At 58.7% G+C, this 17663-nt stretch carries 15 protein-coding genes; 8 read left to right on the top strand and 7 right to left on the bottom strand.

The features are described from left to right. Nucleotides 1-13: 13 nt before the first annotated feature. Complete coding sequence (locus FIV03_RS03430; RefSeq protein ID WP_022998993.1) at nucleotides 14-424, top strand: F0F1 ATP synthase subunit epsilon; 411 nt, start codon at nucleotides 14-16, stop codon at nucleotides 422-424. 157 nt (nucleotides 425-581) lie between these two features. Here FIV03_RS03430 and FIV03_RS03425 read toward each other — a convergent pair whose 3' ends face one another. From FIV03_RS03425 to FIV03_RS03395, 7 genes are all read right to left on the bottom strand, one after another. Beyond that, nucleotides 582-3956, bottom strand: coding sequence for a PAS-domain containing protein (locus tag FIV03_RS03425; protein WP_152508679.1), 3375 nt, complete (start codon nucleotides 3954-3956; stop codon nucleotides 582-584). A 396-nt stretch (nucleotides 3957-4352) separates the two neighbouring features. Then, the gene (locus tag FIV03_RS03420) at nucleotides 4353-4559 is read right to left on the bottom strand and encodes a hypothetical protein (RefSeq protein WP_022998990.1); all 207 of its coding nucleotides are present in this window, start codon (nucleotides 4557-4559) and stop codon (nucleotides 4353-4355) included. Between the two features lie 291 nt (nucleotides 4560-4850). Continuing rightward, nucleotides 4851-6467 carry a molybdopterin-binding/glycosyltransferase family 2 protein gene (locus FIV03_RS03415; RefSeq protein ID WP_152508678.1) on the bottom strand — a complete coding sequence of 539 codons (1617 nt, stop codon included), beginning with the start codon at nucleotides 6465-6467 and terminating at the stop codon, nucleotides 4851-4853. Further along, on the bottom strand, nucleotides 6464-7159 hold the full coding sequence (locus tag FIV03_RS03410; protein WP_152508677.1) for an XdhC family protein: 696 nt from the start codon (nucleotides 7157-7159) through the stop codon (nucleotides 6464-6466). The genes FIV03_RS03415 and FIV03_RS03410 overlap by 4 nt, the downstream gene beginning before the upstream one ends. 3 nt (nucleotides 7160-7162) lie before the next feature. Continuing rightward, a complete protein-coding gene (locus FIV03_RS03405) occupies nucleotides 7163-7789 on the bottom strand; it encodes a LysE family translocator (protein ID WP_062490784.1) in 627 nt (208 codons plus the stop codon). A gap of 17 nt (nucleotides 7790-7806) precedes the next feature. Then, complete coding sequence (locus tag FIV03_RS03400) at nucleotides 7807-8142, bottom strand: XdhC family protein (protein WP_022998985.1); 336 nt, start codon at nucleotides 8140-8142, stop codon at nucleotides 7807-7809. Nucleotides 8143-8386: 244 nt separating this feature from the next. Next, on the bottom strand, nucleotides 8387-9997 hold the full coding sequence (locus tag FIV03_RS03395; protein ID WP_152508676.1) for a phosphoenolpyruvate carboxykinase: 1611 nt from the start codon (nucleotides 9995-9997) through the stop codon (nucleotides 8387-8389). 501 nt (nucleotides 9998-10498) lie between these two features. On the opposite strand from FIV03_RS03395, the gene FIV03_RS03390 reads away from it, so the two are divergent. From FIV03_RS03390 to ahcY, 7 genes are all read left to right on the top strand, one after another. After that, the gene (locus FIV03_RS03390; RefSeq protein ID WP_031268674.1) at nucleotides 10499-11197 is read left to right on the top strand and encodes a response regulator transcription factor; all 699 of its coding nucleotides are present in this window, start codon (nucleotides 10499-10501) and stop codon (nucleotides 11195-11197) included. Nucleotides 11198-11300: 103 nt separating this feature from the next. Then, nucleotides 11301-13118, top strand: a complete 1818-nt coding sequence (locus FIV03_RS03385; RefSeq protein ID WP_152508675.1) for a sensor histidine kinase — start codon at nucleotides 11301-11303, stop codon at nucleotides 13116-13118. Further along, nucleotides 13115-13582, top strand: coding sequence for an aldolase (locus FIV03_RS03380; protein WP_152508674.1), 468 nt, complete (start codon nucleotides 13115-13117; stop codon nucleotides 13580-13582). The genes FIV03_RS03385 and FIV03_RS03380 overlap by 4 nt, the downstream gene beginning before the upstream one ends. A 136-nt stretch (nucleotides 13583-13718) precedes the next feature. Next, nucleotides 13719-14123: a PTS sugar transporter subunit IIA gene (locus FIV03_RS03375; protein WP_022998980.1), complete on the top strand. Its 405-nt coding sequence runs from the start codon at nucleotides 13719-13721 to the stop codon at nucleotides 14121-14123. Nucleotides 14124-14130: 7 nt separating this feature from the next. Continuing rightward, complete coding sequence (locus FIV03_RS03370; RefSeq protein WP_022998979.1) at nucleotides 14131-14415, top strand: HPr family phosphocarrier protein; 285 nt, start codon at nucleotides 14131-14133, stop codon at nucleotides 14413-14415. A 105-nt stretch (nucleotides 14416-14520) separates the two neighbouring features. Beyond that, complete coding sequence (locus tag FIV03_RS03365; RefSeq protein WP_152508673.1) at nucleotides 14521-15828, top strand: cyclopropane-fatty-acyl-phospholipid synthase family protein; 1308 nt, start codon at nucleotides 14521-14523, stop codon at nucleotides 15826-15828. Between the two features lie 205 nt (nucleotides 15829-16033). Continuing rightward, nucleotides 16034-17422 carry an adenosylhomocysteinase gene (gene ahcY, locus FIV03_RS03360; protein WP_152508672.1) on the top strand — a complete coding sequence of 463 codons (1389 nt, stop codon included), beginning with the start codon at nucleotides 16034-16036 and terminating at the stop codon, nucleotides 17420-17422. The last annotated feature ends 241 nt before the right edge of the window (nucleotides 17423-17663 follow it).

Here is a 17663-nt window from a genome sequence, read left to right as displayed (position 1 = left end):
AGGAAGACGCCAAATGGCTGAACTTTTCCAGTTTGAGTTGGTCTCGCCGGAGCGCCAGCTCCTCTCCGAACAGGTCGCAGAGGTCGTTGTACCGGGCGCCGAAGGCGAGTTTGGCGTTCTGAAGAACCATGCCCCGTTCATCTCCACCATCCTGCCGGGCATCCTGAAGGTGCGCAGCAGCGAAAACGGTGGTTGGGACGAATATTTCGTCCGCGGCGGTTTTGCCGATGTTGCAGCAGGCGGTCTCACCGTTCTGGCCGAACAGGCCGTTCCGGTTGGCGAAATCAGCCGTGAGCAGCTCGACCAGGCGATCCAGGATGCGCAGGAAGATGTTTCCGACGCCAAGGACGATGCCTCGCGGCAGAAAGCCGAAATGACACTGGCTCAGCTCAAGGACGTCGCAGAAGCCCTCACCAAGGCCTGATACGACCCCCTCAAGCTTCATTCAATGACGCGGTCCGGCAACGGACCGCGTTTTTGTTTTTGGGGGAAGCGATCGGTCAAGTAAGCAAGAGGCGCGGTTCCGACGTATCTGCCAGTCTACCTCTCAAACAGTCGGCTCTCGATCAGAAAGCCGAACGTCAGGCGCGAGCAAACCGCGCGACGTCTTCTTCTTCGAAGAACTTGAACCCGTTACGCCCGTTATGCTTGACCTCGTAAAGCGCCATATCTGCGCGTTTTATCACTGGACGAGGATCCAGTTCCGTGCCCGTTATCGGAGAAATTCCGACGCTGACGCCAACCGAAATAATGTGATCCTGGACAGCAAACGGTGCCCCGATCTTGCGGACGATACGATCGGCGATCTCGGCCGTACTGGCGTTGCCGGAACCTGTTCCTGTCAGGATAATCCCGAATTCGTCGCCGCCGAGACGAGCGACAAGATCTGAGGACCGGACACACTCGCGCAGTCGCTGCGCGACTGTTTTAAGAAGTTCGTCACCGACATCATGACCGAAGCTGTCATTCACCGGTTTGAACTTGTCGAGATCAAGCAGCATCAGGTCGCCTGCAATGCCATTGGCCGATGCCGCATTCAGGGCTTCGTCCAGCTTTGCATTGAATAGCGTTCGGTTGGCGAGCCCGGTCAGGGTGTCATGGTGAGCGGCAAACTGGATCTTTTCAGCCGCCAGTTCACGGGACGTGACATCTTCATGCGTACCGATCCAGCCGCCCGCCGGCAAGGGCGCATGGACCGCGCTGACAATCCTGCCGCTGGGATGTTTGAACTTGGAACGGACCACTTCGCCGGCTGAAAGACGGATCATCAGATCCATGACGTGTTCCTGAACGTCGCCTTCGAATTCGCCGCGTTCCTTCTCGGCCTGGATCAACTCGATGAGGCTCACACCCTCGTAAACATCGCCCTCAGGCTTGTTGAAGATCTCGATGTACTGCCGGTTCCACAATGACAGCCGTCCACGCGCGTCGAAGACGCTGACACCCTGGCGCATATTGGCGAGAATGGCTTCCAGTTCCTGCGAGCGATGCCGTGCCAGCCGTTCGTTCGCGGCAAGTTGTTCTTCCAGGTTCTTGCGGTCGGTGATGTCGTAAAAATTATGGATCAGACCACCTGACGGCAGTGGCGTGCTCCGGGTTTCGATGTAGGTGCCATTCGCGGCACGCCGTTCGAACACCTGCGATTTTTTCAGGTCGTACTTCCGATACCGCTCAAGAGCGAGAGCCTCTGGGTCGCCAGGGCCATAGTCACCTCTTCGAGCGTTGAAGAGAAAGAAGTCGTAAAGATAAGGCCGTCCTTCAATCAACTCATCAGAATATTCGAGAAGGTCGCGGAACTGCTGATTGCTCGAAGCGAGCCGGAGCGTTTCATCGTAGTGAACGATCCCACCCGGAAAGTTGTCGAAGATGCTTTGCAGCGTGTCGGCCTGCTGCTTGGTCTCGGTAATGTCCGTCAGGGAGACGACGACACCGTCAAGATCGAACTCCTGATCGTCGTCGATTGGCATGGCGCTCAGGCGAAGCCACTTCCTCGGACGCCCGTTGGTGGGGGAGAGACGGGCGATGACGTCCCTCAGGGATCCCGGGTCACGGGCAGCAAGCTCCAGCGGTGCATCGCACGGGCCCTTGCCTTCAAGATCACAGCGAAGGCCAAAATCAATGTCGGTTACGTTCAACCCAACCAGCTCCCTCCCGGTCACGCCCAAGAGGTCGATCGCAGCAGGGTTGGCTGACTGGATTTCGCCGGTATGTGTCAGCAGAAGAATACCCTCGCTGAGAGACTCGAGCGTTGTCCTTTGGACGGCCTCGGAATAACGCAAGACGTTCTCTGCCCGCTTGCGCTCCGAAATATCAAAGAAACTGGTAATAAGGCCGCCGCTCGGCAGAGGGATCCCACGGACTTCCAGATGTGTCCCATCGGGGCTGACGCGCTCGTAGATATGCGGTTTGGGATCATCGAAATACCTGAACCGTTCTTCCAGAAGCTTGTCCGGGTCTCCCGGACCGTAGTCTCCCCGCTTTGCCAGATATGTCGCCACTTCCAGCAATGGCGCCTTGCGATCAATAAATTCCTGCGGCAGTTGCAGCAGGCGCTGAAAATCCTTGTTGCAGACCGCAAGCCGTCTGTCGGGATCATAATAGACAAGGCCACCCGGCAGGTTGTCGAAAATGGCTTGCAGAGCGATGAGCTGCCGCTTGGTCGCGGTGACGTCAGTCAGGGAAAGGACAACGCCGTCGAGGCCATACGCATTGTCGTCGCCAATCGATTTCGCATTCAGCCGCAGCCAGACGGACTGGTCGGTCCCGCGACGGGTCACGTTCGCAACGACGTTACAAACCTTGTCCGGATTGACCGCCGCCTGTTGCAGGGGATTGCAGCGGGAAACGTGGCCGTCTTCTTCACATTCGATATCGAGGTCGAGATCCTGAAGCTTTTGACCTTTCATTTCCCCGACAGTGTAACCGAGCAATGCTGCTGCTGCAGGATTGAAGGACTGGATCTGTCCGGCTCTGTTGACGAGGAGGATCCCTTCGCTCAGGGATTCCAGGGTGGTGCGATGGACCGCTTCGGAATGAAGCACGGCCTGTTCGGATTGCTTGCGTTCGGTAATGTCCTGGAAGGCACCGATCAAACGGGTTGCTCGCCCATCTTCGATGATGGGCCTGCCCGCGGTGCGAACCCAGATCTCGCGCCCCTTGGCGGTCACGAACGGGAGTTCAAGATCCCAGGCGACACCTTCCTTGATACTCTTGATGACTGCATCCGAGATCTGGCGACGGCAATCCGGTGCGTAGAACGAAAGCGCCATATCGACAGTTGGAACGAAGTCGTCATCCACTTCATGGATTTCGCAGGTCTTTTCCGTCCAGGTTACCGTGTCGGTATCAATATCCACTTCCCAGCCGCCAACACCGGAAACGGCCGTGATCTCTTCCAGCAGGTCGCTCTTGCGCATTGCAAGCCGTTGCTGTTCTTCGGTCGCCCGAAGGGCAGATTGCGTTTCACTTTGGGCGCGATGAGACTTCATCAGACCTAGGACGATCGATCCCATACGCTGCAATTGGCGGAGCTGTGTTTCGCTTGGCTGCCGTGGTCTGGTATCGACAACGCACAGTGTCCCAAGGATATGCGTGCCATCCAGGCACAACGGCAAACCTGCATAAAAGCGTGTGTAGGGTGGACCGGCAACGAGGCTCGTATCGCGGAAGCGGGGGTCTTCGAGGGCGTCGGGAACGACCATCAACTCGCGCGAGAGGATCGCCTGATCGCAAAAAGTGCCTTTTCTTGGCGTGCCGTCGACGTCTATGCCGATCTTGGCCTTGAACCAGAGGTCATCCTTTCCGACGATGGAAATGAAGGCCATCGGGGCATCGAAGATCGTGGCAAGGGTCTCCACGAGATCGTCGTATTCCGGGAGGCGTTCAGAATTGAGAATCTGAAGGGTCGCAAGTGCGTCCAGACGATCCTGTTCGCTGTCTCCCTGCACAGGGGTCATGATGCACTGTGCCTCTCTGCCGAACGCGTCACTATCTCGGTTTTAGTTTATTTACTCTTAGGTACAGAACTAAAACAAAGTATTAACTTTGCGAGATTGAATTAAATTGTCCATAAAGGCAGGGTTGTTTTGTGCGAGAAGAGTGATTGTATTTTAACGAAGAATCGCCCCTAGGTAATATTCGGTAAGAATATTTGCTTAGATCGAAAAAATCGCATTAAGTCTTCTGTTCATCCAGAGGTTGCTCGATGTTGACATGCCCTTTGTCCAGCCTTGCAGGCTTGAAATCCAGCACGGGAAAATCCGGGCAATAAAAAACCCGGCCTGGGGGCCGGGTTTCGAGGTACGTGGTGTTCCACGGTATGTCTGCTTTTTTAGTTCAAGCAGCTTGTATTCTTATGCCGCGCGGCGGAAGGACAGGCTCATGCCACCACCGGAACGGTTGCGGCGGCGCTCTTCCGGCGGGATGTAGACGATGGCGCTATGTTCGGTGCAATAGGAGACACCTGCTTCGACGCGCGTGCTGCACGGGAAGATGTAGTTACCAGAATCACCTTCTGCCCATTTGCAGCAGCCCGGGCGCGGGAGAGACAAGTCAGCCATGACGTTTTCCTTCGTTCTTCTTTTAACCAAGCGACAAAAGCGCTCGAGCATCCTCGGGAGGGAGGATCCGAACAGCTTTCGACAGGAATCGGATGTAAGCGGCGCCCGGGACGTCATCCGTTGTCCAACCCAATTGGGTGCCCTTCAGCAAGCGCAGGCATTACATAAGCGGCATGTCACAAAATTGCAATAGAATAGCTGGCAATTCCGGCCTGCATTCAGTGCATACCGGGTTAATGTAATGTTATCGTTTGGCTTTATTGCTTCGGCTTACTTTGCCAGGCCAAAGGTTTAGCCTTTTGGCTCAGGCAACTTGCCTCCAGCCTGCCGAAGCGCATCGGGTGTATCAAGATCCAGTCTTGCGGCGGATCCGATCTCGACCTCGGCCACGAACCCGGGGTTTTCGCCAATGATGTGGCGCGCTCCAACGTCGCCGCTCAAGGATTTCAGGGCTTCGAAGAAGCGCCGGTCCCACAAAACCGGATTGCCCCGTTTCCCATCCGCTGTTGCGGTGACGATCAGACTGTTGTCGTTTTCGCGGTAAGTGCCGATCAGCCTCTTCAGAACATCGCTGCCGATGCGTGGCATGTCGCCCAGAAGTACGATCACCGCATCGGTATCTGCGGAAAGAGCATTCATGCCGGTGCGGATGGAACCGGCCATGCCGTCTGCAAAATCCGGGTTGTGCACCAGCGTCACGTCCAGATCTTCCACCTGCGCGCCGACCTCTTCAGCCAGATGCCCGGTTACCAGAACGGTCTGTGACAGACCGGCGCCGGCGGCAGCTTCCGCGGCATGCCGGATCAGGGTCTTGCCGTCCAGCGTCGCAAGCAGCTTGTTCGGACCGCCCATGCGGGATGACTTGCCAGCGCCAAGGATCAGCGCCGCGATCCTGGCAGCTTCGCCCTTGCGTTTGCCTTCGCGGGGCTGCGGCCGTGTCCCGATTTCCATCAAAAGGCCTCCAACACCCATTGCGGTAATGTCGTCGGGGTGTACTTCCAGTCCGGCAAGCAGGCGGTCCAGAACCCAGTCGAAACCGTTCTCCTTCGGGCTTCGGGCGCAGCCCGGTGCGCCCAGCACGGGAATGTCGTCGAGACTTCCGAGCATCAGCAGGTTGCCGGGATCCACCGGCATACCCAGGTGGTGCACCGTCCCCCCGGCAATATCCAGACCCGCAGGCAGCACGTCCTGCCTGTCAACAACGGCAGAGGCCCCGAACAGGATCAGAAAATCAGCGCCTTCTTCCTTCAGAGACCGCAAGGATTCGGCAACGGCCTCGCTGCTGTGGGCGACCCTGTGCTCACTCAGGACGATTGATCCGCTCGGCAGCAGCCTGTCTTCCAGCACGCGGCGGGTCTTGTCCATGGTCGAGGGCTTGAGATGCGGCAGTTGCGTTGCGACAAGGCCAACCTTGCGCGGACTGAAACCGGCAATGCGGACGGCACCTTTGAGGGCGCTTTCGGCGGCTCCCAGTTGTTCTTCTGGAACGGCAAAGGAAATGATCTTCGCGGTTGCAACCATTCGGCCGGCCAGAACCTTGCTGTAGTTTGGCAGAGTCGCGAAGGTGATGGCCGGATCAATCCGGTTGGCCGCGGTAACCGCATCCGCATCGACCACCAGGACGCCGTTGATGGCGGCATAGAGGTTCATGCGCCCCGTAAAGGCGGTGTCGGTCTCAAGGCCCGCACCTGCAGCGGCGGTGGCGAGCTGCTCGGCCGCGGCATCCTCTCCGGTGTCGCCGGGCTCTATCCTGGCAACCATGAGGCTGTCGATACCGGCGGCGGCCATGTCGGCGCAGTCTTGCCCTGTCAGGCGGTGGCCTTTTTTCAGCACACGCTTCGGCAGGGCTGTCCGGTGCGCGAGAATACAGCCTTCGGCATCTTCCGGCGGACAGGGGCCGAATATCATGCGGCAGCTCCCGGAGCCGTCCGCAACGCCTTGATGATGGCGCCCAGCACGGCAACCGCAATTTCCTCCGGTGAAGCCGCACCGATATCGAGACCGATCGGAGCATCGATCCGTTCCAACAGCTCAGGTGCCAGACCGGCTTCGGTAAAGCGTTCCAGACGCTTGCCGTGTGTCTTGCGGCTGCCGAGCGCCCCGACATAGAAACATCCGGTCTTCAGCGCTTCCATCAAGGGGAAGTCGTCTATCTTCGGATCATGTGTGACAGCGGCAACGGCCGTGAAGGCATCAAGGGGCGCATCCTTCAAGACCTCTTCAGGCCAGTCCGCCTTGAGTGTGCTTCCGGGAAAGCGGTCATCGGTGGCAAAGGCCGTGCGCGGATCAATGACGGTCACATCGAGCCCCGCAATCTCCGCCATCGGAACAAGCGCCTGGCTGATGTGCACTGCGCCGATGATGACCAGGCGCGGCGCAGGTAGTGATACATTCAGGAAGACTTCGCCACTTTCTCCGGTGATCATGCCGGATTTGCCGGAGCGGAAACGCCTTGCAAGTTCCTCAGACAGGGGATCGCCGGAAAAATCGTCGGATTTGCGGACGAGGCGTTGCCGCCCGTCCACCATGTCGGTCACCAGGATCGCCGCACGGCGCGCGGCACGGTCCTTGTTGAGGTCACTGAGCAGGGAAAAGTCCATGGTCTATGCGCGGTCCGTTGCCAGTTTCAGTCCAAGTCCTACCAGAAGAGATCCTCCAAGCCAGCGTGTGAGGCTCTGGAACCTCGATGTCCTGGTCAGCCGCTTTTTCACTTGGCTTGCAAAAAGAACGGTGACGATATCTGCCGAGGTGAAAGCGAAGTTGACGAACGTTCCCAGGATCAGGAACTGCGCCCAGATCGGCAGGCTTGCGTCAGGGGTGACGAACTGCGGCAGGAAGGCGATGAAGAAGATGGCGACCTTGGGATTGAGAACCTCCACCAGCACGCTGTCAGCAAAGGCTCGCTTTTCGGATTTTTGGGGCAGATTGGGTGTCGGTCCGGCCACTACGCGGGTCCGGATCATCTGGATGCCGAGAAAGATCAGATAAAGCCCGCCAACCAGCTTCAGCGCAAAATAGAGTGTCGGCACGACACTGAAGATAGCCGACAGGCCAAAGGCTGCGGCAAAGACATGCACATAACAGCCCAGGTGAATACCCGCGGCAGCCATGAAACCGGCCCGCTGTCCGCGGGCGATCGTCTGTGCGGCGGTATAAAGCAGGGCCGGGCCGGGCATATAGGCGAAAAGAGCCGTAGCGGCGACGAAGGCAAGCAGGGTTTCCGTGGTCATCGAAATCAGATCCGGGATCAGGTGACGGGTTCGACGTAGACGCGAATGCGGCCGCCGCAGGAAAGGCCGACACGCCAGGCAGTTTCATCGGCAACGCCAAATTCCAGCGTGGTCGGCTTGCCGGTCTCGATGACGTCGATTGCCTCGGACACCACCGCCCCTTCGACACAGCCGCCGGAGACGGAGCCTTCGAAGTTGCCTTCGGCATCAATGACAAGATGGGACCCGACCGGGCGTGGCGCGGAACCCCAGGTCTCGACCACTGTCGCCAGTGCAACGGAACGTCCCGCACCGCGCCAGCTTTCGGCGGTCTTCAAAACGTCGGGAATGGAAGTCGTCTCTGTGGCCGTCATGAGGTCGCCCCTTCAAGGTAGGACCTCCAATATAGATCTTTCTGAATTTGATGAAAGAGAGCAGGCGAGGGAAAGCAAGCGCAGAATCACCCTGTGCTCCTCGCGCCGCCGCCGGACTTTCTCAGCGATCATCTATCCGGCGGGACGTCGCGATCGGGAAGGACAAGAGCGTTGTCTACCCACGAAAAAACGGCTCCTCGAGGGGGAGGAGCCGTTCAGGTTTTGCGGGGTATTATTGTCGGGCTTATTCGGCAGCCATACGCACGGCGGGAGCGGCATTCAGCACCGCACCGTCGACATGGGCTTCAAAGGTCGCGAAGTTCTTGACGAACATTTGCACCAGCTTGGCGGCCTGAACGTCATAGGCATCCTTGTCTGTCCAGGTTTCGCGCGGGGTCAGGATCGTATCGTCGACACCCTCGACGGAAACCGGAACATCGAAGCCGAAGTTCGCATCGGTGCGGAACTCGGCGTCCTTCAGGCTGCCGTTCAGTGCGGAAGTGAGCAGCGTGCGGGTGGCCTTGATCGGCATGCGCTGACCGGTGCCGTATGCACCGCCGGTCCAGCCGGTGTTGACCAGCCAGCAATCCACATTGTGCTTGGCAATGAGGTCTTTCAGCAGGTTGCCGTATTCGGACGGATGCCGCGGCAGGAACGGCGCGCCGAAGCAGGTCGAGAAGGTCGCCTGCGGCTCGGTAACACCCTTTTCCGTGCCGGCCACCTTGGCGGTGTACCCGGACAGGAAGTGATACATCGCCTGGGCCGGTGTCAGACGCGCGATTGGAGGCATGACGCCGAAGGCATCGGCTGTCAGCATGATGATGGTCTTCGGCATCGGTGCGCAGCCGGTGTCGCTGGCATTGGAGATGAAGTGGATCGGGTAGGCGGCGCGGGTGTTCTCGGTTTTCGAACCGTCGTCGAAATCCGGCACCCGGTTCTCGTCCAGAACCACGTTTTCCAGAACAGTGCCGAAGCGCTGGGTGGTGGAGTAGATTTCCGGCTCGGCTTCAGCGGAAAGCTTGATGGTCTTGGCGTAGCAGCCGCCTTCGAAGTTGAAGACGCCGCTTTCACCCCAGCCGTGCTCGTCGTCGCCGATCAGCGTGCGGGACGGGTCGGCGGAGAGCGTGGTCTTGCCGGTGCCGGACAGGCCGAAGAACACTGCGGTATCGCCTGCATCGCCCAAGTTCGCCGAGCAGTGCATGGACATGACGCCCTTTGCCGGCAGCAGGTGGTTCAGCATGGTGAAGACGGACTTCTTCATTTCGCCTGCATAGGAGGTTCCGCCGATCAGGACGATCTTGCGGGTCAGGTCGCAGGCGATCACGGTTTCTGTCCGGCAACCGTAGCGTTCCGGATCCGCCTTGAAGCTCGGCAGATCGATGATTGTCATGTCCGGCGCAAAGCCTTCCAGCTCGGAAGTCTCGGGCCGGAGAAGGAGGTTGCGGATGAACAGCGAATGCCAGGCATATTCCGTGTAGACGCGCACCGGCAGGCGATGGGTCTTGTCAGCGCCGCCGTAAAGGTCCTGTGCGAACAGCTCCATGCCCTCAGCGTGGGCAAGGAAATCGGACAGCAGCAGGTCGAAATTGGCTTTCGACATCTGGGCGTTGTTGTCCCACCACACTGTGTCGCGGGTCTCGTCGTCCAGAACCACGAACTTGTCTTTCGGCGAGCGGCCGGTGTGAACACCGGTTTCAGCAACAATCGCGCCGCCGGCAGCTAGCTGCGCTTCGCCGCGGGAGAGGGAATATTCATAAAGAGCAGGCTCGTTCTGGTTCCAATAGAGCGCTTTCAGGCCTTTGAAGCCGAAAGTTTCGCAACCAATTGAGGGATTCCTGACACCTACTTCTTGCATGTTCCCGCAGTCCTCGTGATGGGGGCTAGTTTTGTCACGGCCGGAGAAAGTTAAGAAAACCTAAATCTGGCTGTGAGGGCTGCGAACGTAGTGGAATGACCAAAAGGCAGCAAGACTACCAAAGGTGCTATGTAATTGTTTAATCGATTAAAAATCACCATTAAATTGCCAATGATTAATTTGGACGTCGAACTAAAAATCGAAACTTTCGGAATGTTCGAAATGTTGATTGAATCGAAAGAAAGTGCGTTCATTTCGCACTTGTAATAGAGACTCGACTGAGCCTCGCCACCAATGTACGAGACTTGACGTTAAGTTGGTCTCTTGAAATCTTTTACAGTGATCCCCACCAATGCAGCCGGCTGGGCGGTCTTTGTGTCATGCAAGCATATCCGGAGGCGGATTGCCTTAATTTATGCGCATTTAGCAGGCCAAAGGCTGTGTGTTACATTAATGCCGATGCGCGCCATCGGTGCGTTGCCGGAAATGGAAAAACAAAGCATGCCGACAATTGCCCTGGTCGATGACGACCGCAACATTTTGACTTCGGTCTCTATCGCATTGGAAGCGGAAGGCTATCGCGTTCAAACCTACACCGACGGTACATCGGCGCTCGACGGCCTGCAGAGCGACCCGCCGGAACTCGCGATTTTCGATATCAAGATGCCACGTATGGACGGCATGGAACTGCTGCGCCGCCTGCGCCAGAACTCCGATCTGCCGGTAATCTTCCTGACCTCCAAGGATGACGAGATCGACGAACTCTTCGGCCTGAAGATGGGCGCCGACGATTTCATCCGCAAACCCTTTTCGCAGCGGCTTCTGGTCGAGCGTGTGCGAGCGGTGCTGCGCCGGGCGCAGCCGCGTGACGCGTCCACGCCGCGCGACGATGCCGACAAACTGCTGGAACGTGGCCAGCTGGTAATGGACCAGGAGCGTCACACCTGCACCTGGAACGGCAAACCCGTCACGCTGACCGTAACCGAATTCCTGATCTTGTCCGCGCTCGCGCAGCGGCCCGGTGTCGTCAAGAGCCGTAACGCGCTCATGGACGCGGCCTATGACGATCAGGTCTATGTGGACGACCGCACCATCGATAGCCACATCAAGCGGCTGCGCAAGAAGTTCAAGGTTGTTGATGACGACTTCGACATGATCGAAACCCTCTACGGCGTCGGGTATCGTTTCCGGGAAGTCTGAAACGGACCGGTAGAGCGGCTGTCCCGGTAAAACCTGGAAACGATCTGCTTTTGGCTGTTCAGTCGGTTTCGATTGAACAGCCTTTGATCTAATGTGAGCCCGAATGGCGGTGGAAAGCGAGAGCGCGGAAGAGATTGGTGCCTCTGAACCTCAGAACGGTTCGGATCGTTCCCGTCTGCGCCGACTTGGCAACAAGCGCATCCGTCGCCGTCTGCTCAGCCAGTTGGGCCGTATCTTCGGAACGTATGTTCTCTCGTCGCTGACGCGGCGGATCATCGCCATCAACCTCGTGGGTCTGCTGGCACTGGTGATCGGTATTCTGTACCTCAATCAGTTTCGCGCGGGTCTGATCGATGCACGGGTGCAGAGCCTTCTGACCCAGGGCGAAATCATTGCCGGCGCCATTGCCGCTTCCGCCACCGTCGATACGGGCACGATCACCGTCGACCCCGAACGCTTGTTGCAGTTGCAGGCGGGCGAAAGCATTACCCCGACCCAGGAAGACCTCGACAGTCTCGATTTTCCGATCAACCCGGAACGGGTCGGTCCCGTGCTGCGCCGCCTGATTTCGCCGACCAAGACCCGGGCGCGGATCTATGATCCGGAAGGCATTCTTATCCTCGATAGCCGCCACCTTTATACCAGCGCCCAGATCCTGCGCTTCGATCTGCCGCCTCCGACGGCGGAGGAGGAAGGCTTCTGGGATTCGACCTGGCAATGGGTCAAGCGCTGGCTGCGCCAGGGTGACCTGCCGATCTATCAGGACGTAGGCGGCGGTGATGGCCGCGCCTATCCGGAAGTGGAGGCGGCGCTTGCCGGATCCCCCGCCAGCGTGACGAGGATCTCGCAACGGGGCGAGCTGATCGTTTCCGTTGCCGTGCCGATCCAGCGGTTCCGCGCGGTCCTTGGGGCCTTGCTCCTGTCGACACAGGGCGGTGACATCGACGCCATCGTGCGGGCCGAACGTATCGCCATCATTCGCGTGTTCCTGTTTGCCGCCACAGTGACCATCCTTCTGTCGATCCTTCTGGCCGGGACGATTGCCGGCCCGGTCAGGCGCCTTGCGGCTGCCGCGGACCGCGTGCGGCGAGGCTCGACCTCGCGCGAGGAGATACCGGACTTTTCGGATCGGCAGGACGAGATCGGCCACCTGGCGCGTTCGTTCCGGGAAATGACGCACGCGCTCTACAACAAGATCGATGCGATCGAGCAGTTTGCCGCCGATGTCGCGCACGAATTGAAGAACCCGCTGACATCGCTGCGCAGCGCCGTGGAAACCCTGCCGCTGGCCAAGTCCAAGAATTCGCAGGACCGGTTGATGGAAGTGATCCAGCATGACGTGCGCCGCCTCGATCGTCTGATCAGCGACATCTCCGATGCTTCCCGCCTTGATGCGGAACTGGCCCGGATCCAGGCCGAGCCGATCGACCTGGCCGAACTGCTGCGCAACATGGCCGATGCCGCCAACCAGCGGTCCGGAGCGGAAGAGGCAAGTGTCAAGCTGGCTGTTGCAGATGCTCAGGGCAGCAAGCCTTATCAGATGCAAGGCCATGATATTCGCCTCGGACAGGTCGTCAGCAACCTTCTGGACAACGCCAGGTCCTTCTCGCCCGCCGGCGGAACGGTTCGGGTGGATCTCAGCCGGGACGGCCGGATGATCAAGATCATCGTGGATGATGACGGTCCCGGCATCCGTGCTGAAAACACCGAACGCATTTTTGAACGCTTCTATACCGACAGGCCGGAAGGCGAAGGCTTCGGCAACAATTCCGGTCTGGGCCTGTCGATCTCCCGGCAGATCATCGAAGCCCATGGCGGGACCATTGTCGCCACCAACCGGCTGGTACCCGGTCGGGAGGGCAAGCAGAAGATTGCAGGTGCTCGTTTCACCATCTATCTGCCGGCAGGGCGGAGCAAGTGACGCCTCCGGCGGTTCATGCCAATTGCGTGGTGGTGGGCACAGCCGGCCTTCTGATCCGGGGCGGTGCCGGCAGCGGCAAGACAACCCTTTCGGATATTGTCATCGAGGCGGCACGGGCCAAAGGCAATCTCGGCCTTCTGGTGGCTGACGACTACACGCATGTTGCTGCAGCCGATGGACGGCTTGAGGCGCATGCGCCGCGGACGATCGAAGGCCGCATGGAAGTACGCGGTTTCGGTGTTGTCGAAACGCGCTTTCTGCCGCACGCGCAAGTGCATCTGATGGTCGAACTTAAGGCGGCCGACGCCATCGAGAGGATGCCGGAGCAGGCTCTTGCGACGGCCTGCCTTGAAGGCGTGCATTTACCGGTGGTTCTGTGCCCGCAAAACGACCCTGAGCACAGCCTGCGCCTGATCCGTTGGGCGTTACGGCACCTTTTCCCCAATGGACCAGATTATATTTGAGGCAGCAGGGGCGTTTTTTGCTTGCAACTGACGAAGCGGTTGAAGAGAGTGCATCAGACTGATAAACGCCCGGCTCTTTCCGGATCTCTTTTGGGATCCTGAGCTTAACGCACTCGATAATCAGGCTAACTGACGCATGATCGGACTTGTACTTGTTACGCACGGGCGCCTTGCTGAGGAATTCAAAGCGGCGCTGGAACATGTTGTCGGTCCACAGGAACAGGTTGAAACCATCTCCATTGGTCCGGATGACGACATGGAGCAGCGGCGCCAGGACATTCTGGCCGCTGTGGAAGCTGCCAATTCCGGCAAGGGTGTGGTGCTTCTGACGGACATGTTCGGTGGCACACCTTCCAACCTCGCGATTTCCGTGATGGACAGCAAATCCGTTGAAGTGGTGGCCGGTGTCAATCTGCCGATGCTGATCAAGCTTGCCAGCGTGCGCGCAGATCGCGAACTGGCCGATGCTGTCGACGAAGCCCGTCAGGCCGGCCAGAAATACATCTCGGTTGCCAGCCAGGTGCTGTCGGGACAGAACTAAAACAATAATGACAGCGCAGACCGTGTTGGAAAAAGACCTGACAATCGTCAACCGCCGTGGCCTGCATGCCAGGGCTTCCGCAAAGCTGGTGAAGCTGGTGGAGACGTTTGACGCAGACGTCCAGGTTTCCAAGGACGGCCAGACCGTTGGCGGAACGTCGATCATGGGTCTCATGATGCTCGCTGCCAGCCCGGGCTGCTTTATCACTGTCAGCGTCACCGGCTCTGATGCAGGAGACGCCATGGCGGCGATTGCCGAACTCGTCGAAAGCGGCTTTGGCGAAGAAGATTGATTTTGACATTTCGTGCCGCCACCCTGCGGCACACATTCCTGCTGCGGTCGATCGAGTGAATTCCGGGCATCGGCCACACGCTTCCAAACCGAACCGGGGGCCGACATGGCGAGCCACACTCAGGACCGAATGATTTCCGCTGCGCGCACTGCACTTGCCCATGTCCATGAGGCGTTGGACCTTCAATTCGCGTTCGAACTCTGGGACGGATCCCGGGTGCCCGCCGATGCGCCGGCGGACGGGCTGCGGCTTGCGCTTTCCGAAGCGGCCCTGACGCGTCTTCTTCGCCGTCCCGGCATCAAGACGCTGATCGATCTTTATGCCAATGGCGACATCGACCCGCGTGGCGGCAGCATTTTCGATTTTGCCGAAAGGCGGCCGGCGCTCAAGAGCCGGGAAATGCGCAAGCGCCTCAACAAGACGTTGCTGCTGAAAACCGCTTTTTCGCTCTGGCGCGGCTCGGGCCGCAAGGCCGAAGCCAACCCGAACGGGCTTGATGCCGGCCAGTCGGCGGACCGAAGCTCCGGCAGCCGCAAGGACGACATCGCGTTCCATTACGATGTGTCCAACGATTTCTACCGGCTCTTTCTCGATCCGGAGATGCTCTATACCTGCGCCTATTTCTCCGACTGGTCGAACGATCTGGCGACGGCGCAAAAGGACAAGCTCGACATGATCTGCCGCAAGCTGCGGCTGAAACCGGGCGACAGGCTTCTGGATATCGGCTGCGGCTGGGGCGCCCTGATCTGCCACGCCGCCGAGCATTACGGGGTCACCGCCGTTGGTGTCACCCTGGCCGAAGAGCAGTTGAAGCTTGCCCGCGACCGCATTCGCGAGCGGGGGCTGGAAGACAGGGTGAGCGTCGAACTGAAGGACTACCGGGACCTTGGCGGAAACTTCGACAAGATCTCCTCCATCGGCATGTTCGAGCATGTGGGCATCGACAATCACGATGACTATTACCGTCATGTCCGCCGCCTGCTGAAACCGCGCGGGATCTACCTGCATCACGCAATCACGCGGCGTGGCAAGAAGGATCTGAAAAAGTTTCGCCGCAAGAAGGCGGAATACCAGACGCTCGTGCGCTACATCTTTCCGGGCGGCGAGGTGGACCACATCGGCTGGACGCTGACCAACCTTGAGGCTCACGGCTTCGAGGTTCATGACGTCGAAGCCTGGCGCGAACACTATGCCCGCACCACGCGCCTTTGGGCCGAGAACCTCATGGCGCATAAAGAGGCGGCCGTGGCGGAGGTCGGAGAGCGCAAGTATCGGCTGTGGGTAGCGTATCTCATCGGTGTGTCGCTCGGCTTCGAACGCGGCACCATCGGCATCTTCCAGACGGTCGCGACGCGCCGCACCAAGGGCCCCTCGGGCATGCCGCCGTCACGTGCGGATCTCTACCGGACGTGATTGAGACATATGATATAAAGAATTCTTTATATCTTTATTGCGTGATGACCCTGCTGACGCTATAACCCCTTCCAACGATTTCCGGAGCCTTCCGGATTTCGGCTGTCGCCCGCCCCTGGTGCTGTTTTGGCACTGGTTCACGAGATGGCGGCGACACTCAAGGGGCCTTGCGCCTGAAGCTGGCTCAAAACAGCAGGACTTATTCATGACCGACTACATCGTTAAAGACATCGGGCTCGCAGACTGGGGCCGCACCGAAATCGAGATCGCCGAGCACGAAATGCCGGGCCTGATGGCCTGCCGCGCCGAATTCGGTGACTCCAAGCCGCTCAAGGGCGCCCGCATTGCCGGTTCCCTGCACATGACCATTCAGACCGCCGTTCTGATCGAAACGCTGGTTGCGCTGGGTGCGGAAGTCCGTTGGGCGTCCTGCAACATCTATTCCACGCAGGATCAGGCAGCTGCTGCAATTGCAGCCGCAGGCATTCCGGTTTTCGCCACCAAGGGCGAAACCCTGGAAGAATACTGGGATTATGCCGACAAGATCTTCGACTTCCCCGAAGGTGCGAACATGATCCTGGACGATGGCGGCGACGCCACGCTCTACATCCTGCTCGGTGCACGGGTCGAAGCCGGTGAAACCGGTCTGATCGATAACCCGAAGTCGGACGAGGAAGTGTGCCTGTTCGCGCAGATCAAGAAGCGCATGGCCGCCAACCCGGGCTGGTTCACCAAGCAGAAAGAGCTGATCCAGGGCGTTTCGGAAGAAACCACCACCGGCGTTCTGCGTCTTTATGAAATGCAGAAGAAGGGCGACCTGCCGTTCCCGGCGATCAACGTCAACGACAGCGTCACCAAGTCCAAGTTCGACAACCGTTATGGCTGCCGTGAGTCCCTGGTTGACGGTATCCGCCGCGGCACCGACGTGATGATGTCCGGCAAGGTTGCCGTTGTCTGCGGTTACGGCGACGTCGGCAAGGGCTCCGCTCAGTCCCTGGCTGGTGCTGGTGCCCGCGTGATCGTCACCGAAATCGACCCGATCTGCGCCCTGCAGGCTTCCATGGACGGTTTCGAGGTCAAGACCATCGAACAGGCTCTTCCGGAAGGCGATATCTACGTCACCGCGACCGGCAACAAGGACATCATCACCTTCGACCACATGCGTGGCATGAAGGACATGGCGATCGTCTGTAACATCGGCCACTTCGACAACGAGATCCAGGTTGCTGCCCTCAAGAACACCCAGTGCCGCCCGGTCAAGGACCAGGTCGACATGTATGTGTTCCCGGATGGCAAGCGCATGATCCTGCTTTCGCAGGGCCGTCTGGTGAACCTCGGCAATGCGACCGGCCACCCGAGCTTTGTCATGTCCGCAAGCTTCACCAACCAGGTTCTGGCGCAGATCGAACTCTTCACCAAGGGCGATCAGTACAAGAACGAAGTCTACGTGCTGCCGAAGCATCTGGACGAGAAGGTTGCCCGCCTTCACCTGGAGAAGCTGGGCGTCACGTTAACCGAATTGTCGGACGAGCAATCTCAATATCTGGGGATTAATAAGGCTGGTCCGTTCAAGTCGGAACACTACAAATACTGATTCCGGCGAGGCGGCCCACTAGATGTGGTGATCGCCTCGATTCGGGTCTGTGAACAAAAAAATGCAGGACCCTTTAATTTTAAGGGTCCTGTTAACTTTTCAATAACGGACTCTTCTGCGTGATTCTCAAAAAGGTTATGGTTTAGGCGAATCAAAGGCCACGAGGCGGATGTCTTTGATTTGCTCCCAGAAACCGGGAGCTGCAGCCCGCAAGAACAGGGCAAGGCGGCACAAGGGGATC

This window comes from Labrenzia sp. THAF187b (assembly GCF_009363375.1).
GTDB classification, from domain to species: domain Bacteria; phylum Pseudomonadota; class Alphaproteobacteria; order Rhizobiales; family Stappiaceae; genus Roseibium; species Roseibium algicola.
This window is presented reverse-complemented; position numbering and strand designations above follow the sequence as displayed.

Bases quoted from the DNA above. Each gene is read 5' to 3' on its own strand.
- FIV03_RS03375 (WP_022998980.1), top strand. From the start codon at position 13,719: ATGATCGGACTTGTACTTGTTACGCACGGGCGCCTTGCTGAGGAATTC.
- FIV03_RS03420 (WP_022998990.1), bottom strand. From the start codon at position 4,559: ATGGCTGACTTGTCTCTCCCGCGCCCGGGCTGCTGCAAATGGGCAGAA.
- FIV03_RS03405 (WP_062490784.1), bottom strand. From the start codon at position 7,789: ATGACCACGGAAACCCTGCTTGCCTTCGTCGCCGCTACGGCTCTTTTC.
- FIV03_RS03425 (WP_152508679.1), bottom strand. From the start codon at position 3,956: ATGACCCCTGTGCAGGGAGACAGCGAACAGGATCGTCTGGACGCACTT.
- ahcY (WP_152508672.1), top strand. From the start codon at position 16,034: ATGACCGACTACATCGTTAAAGACATCGGGCTCGCAGACTGGGGCCGC.
- FIV03_RS03410 (WP_152508677.1), bottom strand. From the start codon at position 7,159: ATGGACTTTTCCCTGCTCAGTGACCTCAACAAGGACCGTGCCGCGCGC.
- FIV03_RS03390 (WP_031268674.1), top strand. From the start codon at position 10,499: ATGCCGACAATTGCCCTGGTCGATGACGACCGCAACATTTTGACTTCG.
- FIV03_RS03385 (WP_152508675.1), top strand. From the start codon at position 11,301: ATGGCGGTGGAAAGCGAGAGCGCGGAAGAGATTGGTGCCTCTGAACCT.
- FIV03_RS03400 (WP_022998985.1), bottom strand. From the start codon at position 8,142: ATGACGGCCACAGAGACGACTTCCATTCCCGACGTTTTGAAGACCGCC.
- FIV03_RS03365 (WP_152508673.1), top strand. From the start codon at position 14,521: ATGGCGAGCCACACTCAGGACCGAATGATTTCCGCTGCGCGCACTGCA.
- FIV03_RS03430 (WP_022998993.1), top strand. From the start codon at position 14: ATGGCTGAACTTTTCCAGTTTGAGTTGGTCTCGCCGGAGCGCCAGCTC.
- FIV03_RS03415 (WP_152508678.1), bottom strand. From the start codon at position 6,467: ATGATATTCGGCCCCTGTCCGCCGGAAGATGCCGAAGGCTGTATTCTC.
- FIV03_RS03395 (WP_152508676.1), bottom strand. From the start codon at position 9,997: ATGCAAGAAGTAGGTGTCAGGAATCCCTCAATTGGTTGCGAAACTTTC.
- FIV03_RS03370 (WP_022998979.1), top strand. From the start codon at position 14,131: ATGACAGCGCAGACCGTGTTGGAAAAAGACCTGACAATCGTCAACCGC.